Raw genomic sequence first — 4,439 nt, 5'->3', positions numbered from 1 at the left:
ACGTCCCGATAAGGGCGCGCACATTCTCCGGCGCCCCTGCCGGCAGGCTAGCGTTGCCCGGATGGGTGTCTCCGCCACCGGCCCATTCGCCGTCGGCGATCGTGTGCAGCTCACCGACGCCAAAGGCCGGCACTACACCATGCTGCTCACCCCGGGCGGGGAATTCCACACCCACCGCGGCGCGATCGCCCACGACGCGGTGATCGGGCTGCCCGAGGGCAGCGTGGTGAGGTCGCCGAACGGCGACCAGTTCCTGGTGCTGCGCCCGCTGCTGGTCGACTACGTGATGTCGATGCCGCGCGGCGCCCAGGTGGTCTATCCCAAGGACGCCGCCCAGATCGTGCACGAGGGCGACATCTTCCCGGGCGCCCGGGTTCTGGAGGCCGGCGCCGGCTCCGGGGCGCTGACCTGCTCGCTGCTGCGCGCCGCCGGCCCGCACGGCCGGGTGACGTCATACGAGCTGCGATCCGACCACGCCGAGCACGCCCGCCGCAACGTGGAGACGTTCTTCGGCGGCGCACCGGACAACTGGCGGCTGGAGGTTGCCGACGTCGCCGACTGCACCCTGCCCGACGGTTCCGTCGACCGGGTGGTGTTGGACATGCTGGCACCCTGGGACACGCTCGACACGGCGGCGCGGGTGCTGGTGTCCGGCGGTGTGCTGATGATCTACCTGGCCACCGTCACCCAGCTGTCGAAGACGGTGGAGGCGCTGCGCGACCGACGGTGCTGGACGGAACCGCGCGCCTGGGAGACGCTGCAGCGCGGCTGGAACGTCGTCGGCCTGGCCGTGCGCCCGCAGCACGCCATGCGCGGCCACACCGCATTCCTGGTGTGGACGCGCCGGCTGGCCCCGGGCACCGTCGCGCCCGCTCCACGGCGCCGCACGCGGTAGGCCCGGATCAGTCGTCGCTGCGGTGCAGGCCACGGCGCACCGACAGCAGCTCGAACTCCGGGCGGGCGGCCATCAACCGCTCGGCTGCGTCGAGCACCTCGACCGCGTGGGCACGGTCGGCGGACACCAGCGCCACCCCGATACCCGCCCGCCGGTGCAGGTCGTGCGAGCCGGTCTCGGCCGCCGACACGCTGAATTTGCGTTGCAGTTCGGCCACCGCCGGGCGGATCGCCGAGCGCTTCTGCTTCAGCGAGCGCACGTCACCGAGCAGCAGGTCGAACTCGAGCCAACCGATCCACATCCAGCTATGACGGCGGGGTCGGTGTCGGCGCCGGGCCGGCCTGCGGGGTCCCGAACGCGAGGAGTGTGGCGGCCGTCTGCCGGGACAGCTGCCACGCGCCCTGGTGCTGCGTGAACTCCATGGGGAAGGAGAATCCGCCGCCGTCGTCGGGTCCCGAGACGTTGACGGTCGCCACCGCGTTCGCGGGATTGCGCTCCGACCAGGCGACATCGTGGGCGTCGAAGGTCACCGGCGCGTAGCCGCCGTCGCGCAGCGCGGTGGCGAATTTGTCCAGGGCGCCGGCATTGTCGGCGGTTGCGCCTTCGACCAGGCTCACTTTGTCGGTTCCGGGCACCTCCGGGTCGGCGAGCCGATACAGCACGGCGGTCAGCGCCTCGGGGAAGGGCAGCGGCGCCGGCGCCGCCCGCAGCGGCGGCGACGACACCGTCGGCACCGTCGCCGGTCCGGCGCCGCCGGGCTCACCGCCGGAGCACCCCGGCAGCGCGAGCACCGCCGCAATCATGCCGGCGCTCACGGCCGGGGCGGATCGCCGACGCATCCGGCGGTCACCCTGCCGCTCGGACGGCCCGCGGCTTCGCGATCGCCGAACCGCACGCCGGCCCGGCCGCCGGGCCGAGAGCGAATGGGTTCACGCTCACCGCTTCCCTCCGACGGTCCGGCACACGAGCGATGTTAACGCCGGTGCCGGTGTGCCGTGCCTTTAGTTCGCGCAGGAATCGTGAATCGCCGGTAGCGTTGACGTATCCGCCGCGCCCTCTCCGGCGCGGGAGAGGAGCGCACCATGGGTGAGTCAGAGCGTGAAGTGTTCGGAACCTCCCGAGGGGGAGACTCGTCCAGCGACGATGCCGCCGAGCTGAACGAGTTGCGCCGCGAAGCGGCGATCCTGCGTGAGCAACTGGAAAACGCCGTCGGGTCGCAGAGCGCCGCGCGCAGTGCCCACGACCTGCATCAGCTCGAAGCCCGGATCGACTCGCTCGCGGCCCGCAACTCGAAGCTGATGGAGACCCTCAAAGAGGCCCGGCAGCAACTGCTGGCACTGCGCGAAGAGGTCGACCGGCTGGGTCAGCCGCCCAGCGGCTACGGGGTGCTGCTGTCCACCCACGACGACGACACGGTCGACGTGTTCACCTCCGGCCGCAAGATGCGCCTGACGTGCTCGCCCAACATCGACGTAGCGTCGCTGAAGAAGGGCCAGACGGTTCGGCTGAACGAAGCGCTCACGGTCGTCGAGGCCGGCAGGTTCGAATCCGTCGGTGAGATCTCCACCCTGCGCGAGATCCTGGCCGACGGCCACCGCGCGCTGGTCATCGGCCACGCCGACGAGGAGCGCATCGTCTGGCTGGCCGACCCGCTGGTCGCCGAGGACCTGCCCGACGGCGTCCCCGACGCCCTCAACGACGACACCTGCCCCCGCAAGCTGCGTCCCGGCGACTCGCTGCTGGTCGACACCAAAGCCGGGTATGCGTTCGAGCGCATCCCCAAAGCCGAGGTCGAGGACCTGGTGCTCGAAGAGGTGCCCGACGTCACCTACGACGACATCGGCGGGTTGGGACGGCAGATCGAGCAGATCCGCGACGCCGTCGAGCTGCCGTTCCTGCACAAGGAGCTCTACCGCGAGTACGCCCTGCGTCCGCCCAAGGGCGTGCTGCTCTACGGTCCGCCCGGCTGCGGCAAGACGCTGATCGCCAAGGCCGTCGCCAACTCGCTGGCCAAGAAGATGGCCGAGGTGCGCGGCGACGACTCCCGCGAGGCCAAGTCGTACTTCCTCAACATCAAGGGCCCGGAGCTGCTGAACAAGTTCGTCGGAGAGACTGAGCGGCACATCCGGCTGATCTTCCAGCGGGCCCGCGAGAAGGCCTCCGAAGGCACTCCGGTGATCGTGTTCTTCGACGAGATGGACTCGATTTTCCGCACCCGCGGCACCGGGGTCTCCTCCGACGTGGAGACGACGGTCGTGCCGCAGCTGCTGAGCGAGATCGACGGCGTGGAGGGCCTGGAGAACGTCATCGTGATCGGCGCGTCCAACCGTGAGGACATGATCGACCCGGCGATCCTGCGGCCCGGCCGCCTCGACGTCAAGATCAAGATCGAACGCCCGGACGCCGAGTCCGCACAGGACATCTTCTCCAAGTACCTCACCGAGGCCCTGCCGATCCACGTCGACGACCTCGCCGAATTCGACGGCGACCGCTCGGCGTGCATCAAGGCGATGATCGAGAAGGTCGTCGACCGGATGTACGCCGAGATCGATGACAACCGGTTCCTGGAGGTCACCTACGCCAACGGCGACAAGGAAGTCATGTACTTCAAGGACTTCAACTCCGGGGCCATGATCCAGAACGTTGTCGACCGGGCGAAGAAGAACGCGATCAAGTCGGTGCTGGAAACCGGCCAGCCGGGCCTGCGCATCCAGCATCTGCTCGACTCCATCGTCGACGAGTTCGCCGAGAACGAGGACCTGCCCAACACCACCAATCCCGATGACTGGGCACGGATCTCGGGCAAGAAGGGCGAGCGGATCGTCTACATCCGCACCTTGGTCACCGGCAAGAGCTCGAGCGCGTCGCGCGCCATCGACACCGAGTCCAACCTGGGGCAGTACCTGTAGCCGGCCCGGGCAGTGGTTGACCACGGCGCATCGTCCCCGCCCGTCGGGCAGCTCGTCTGCTCCCGGACGGGATGCCGGGCACCGGCAGTGTGGGCGTTGCTGTGGAACAACCCGAAGATCCACGCCCCGGACCGGCGAAAAACATGGCTGGCGTGCGACGAGCACCGCGACTATTTCAACGACTACCTGTCGGTTCGCGGCTTCCTCAAGGACGTCGTGCCGATCAGCGGGCTGGACTACGCCCAGCAGTGAACCGAGTTCCCGCGGCCGCGCGGTCCTGCTTGTCGGCACCTATAACGGGATTGCCGGCCCGTACTCGAGCATCCAGGCGGCGGCCGAGGTCAGCCGGCCCTGGGGCGCTGGGTGCTCGTCGGGCCGGGTGACGACGGGCGGCTGACGTCTCCGAGCTGAATGAGGCCGTCGAACGGCGGCCGCGACGCGAACGCCGGCGGTACTTCCGCCAATCGGCGCTGCCGCGTCACTAGCTCATCGCCGGCCGCGGGCCGCGCAGCCACGCTCGATCGAGCTCAAACGGTTACTTCATCGTGTTTCAGATGCGACGAAAGTCAATCAGTGTGACTGAAATTACGTGAATGCGATGGGCACGCCCCACACAGGTGAGGAGTTCGGGATGC

General features: G+C 69.1%; 5 protein-coding genes. 3 read left to right on the top strand and 2 right to left on the bottom strand.

Translation table 11 applies throughout. From position 1 onward, the window contains the following. Positions 1-61: 61 nt before the first annotated feature. Positions 62-895, top strand: coding sequence for a tRNA (adenine(58)-N(1))-methyltransferase TrmI (gene trmI / locus ABDW21_RS16390; RefSeq protein ID WP_343603034.1), 834 nt, complete (start codon positions 62-64; stop codon positions 893-895). Between the two features lie 7 nt (positions 896-902). On the opposite strand, the gene ABDW21_RS16385 is transcribed toward trmI, so the two are convergent. After that, the gene (locus ABDW21_RS16385; RefSeq protein WP_343603033.1) at positions 903-1,196 is read right to left on the bottom strand and encodes a DUF503 family protein; all 294 of its coding nucleotides are present in this window, start codon (positions 1,194-1,196) and stop codon (positions 903-905) included. Between the two features lie 4 nt (positions 1,197-1,200). Then, positions 1,201-1,734 (bottom strand): hypothetical protein, encoded by a 534-nt coding sequence (locus ABDW21_RS16380; RefSeq protein WP_343603032.1) that lies wholly within the window; start codon positions 1,732-1,734, stop codon positions 1,201-1,203. A 243-nt stretch (positions 1,735-1,977) separates the two neighbouring features. Here ABDW21_RS16380 and arc point away from each other — a divergent pair, with 243 nt between their 5' ends. After that, on the top strand, positions 1,978-3,804 hold the full coding sequence (arc, locus tag ABDW21_RS16375) for a proteasome ATPase (protein WP_343603030.1): 1,827 nt from the start codon (positions 1,978-1,980) through the stop codon (positions 3,802-3,804). Between the two features lie 87 nt (positions 3,805-3,891). Beyond that, the gene (locus ABDW21_RS16370; protein ID WP_343603029.1) at positions 3,892-4,056 is read left to right on the top strand and encodes a hypothetical protein; all 165 of its coding nucleotides are present in this window, start codon (positions 3,892-3,894) and stop codon (positions 4,054-4,056) included. Positions 4,057-4,439 lie beyond the last annotated feature (383 nt).

The sequence above is a fragment of the Mycobacterium sp. genome (assembly GCF_039583805.1).
Taxonomy (GTDB): domain Bacteria; phylum Actinomycetota; class Actinomycetes; order Mycobacteriales; family Mycobacteriaceae; genus Mycobacterium.
Note: the sequence above shows the minus strand (reverse complement) of the source record. Positions and strands in the feature narration are given on the sequence as shown.

Bases quoted from the DNA above. Each gene is read 5' to 3' on its own strand.
- trmI (WP_343603034.1), top strand. From the start codon at position 62: ATGGGTGTCTCCGCCACCGGCCCATTCGCCGTCGGCGATCGTGTGCAG.
- ABDW21_RS16385 (WP_343603033.1), bottom strand. From the start codon at position 1,196: ATGTGGATCGGTTGGCTCGAGTTCGACCTGCTGCTCGGTGACGTGCGC.
- ABDW21_RS16380 (WP_343603032.1), bottom strand. From the start codon at position 1,734: ATGCGTCGGCGATCCGCCCCGGCCGTGAGCGCCGGCATGATTGCGGCG.
- arc (WP_343603030.1), top strand. From the start codon at position 1,978: ATGGGTGAGTCAGAGCGTGAAGTGTTCGGAACCTCCCGAGGGGGAGAC.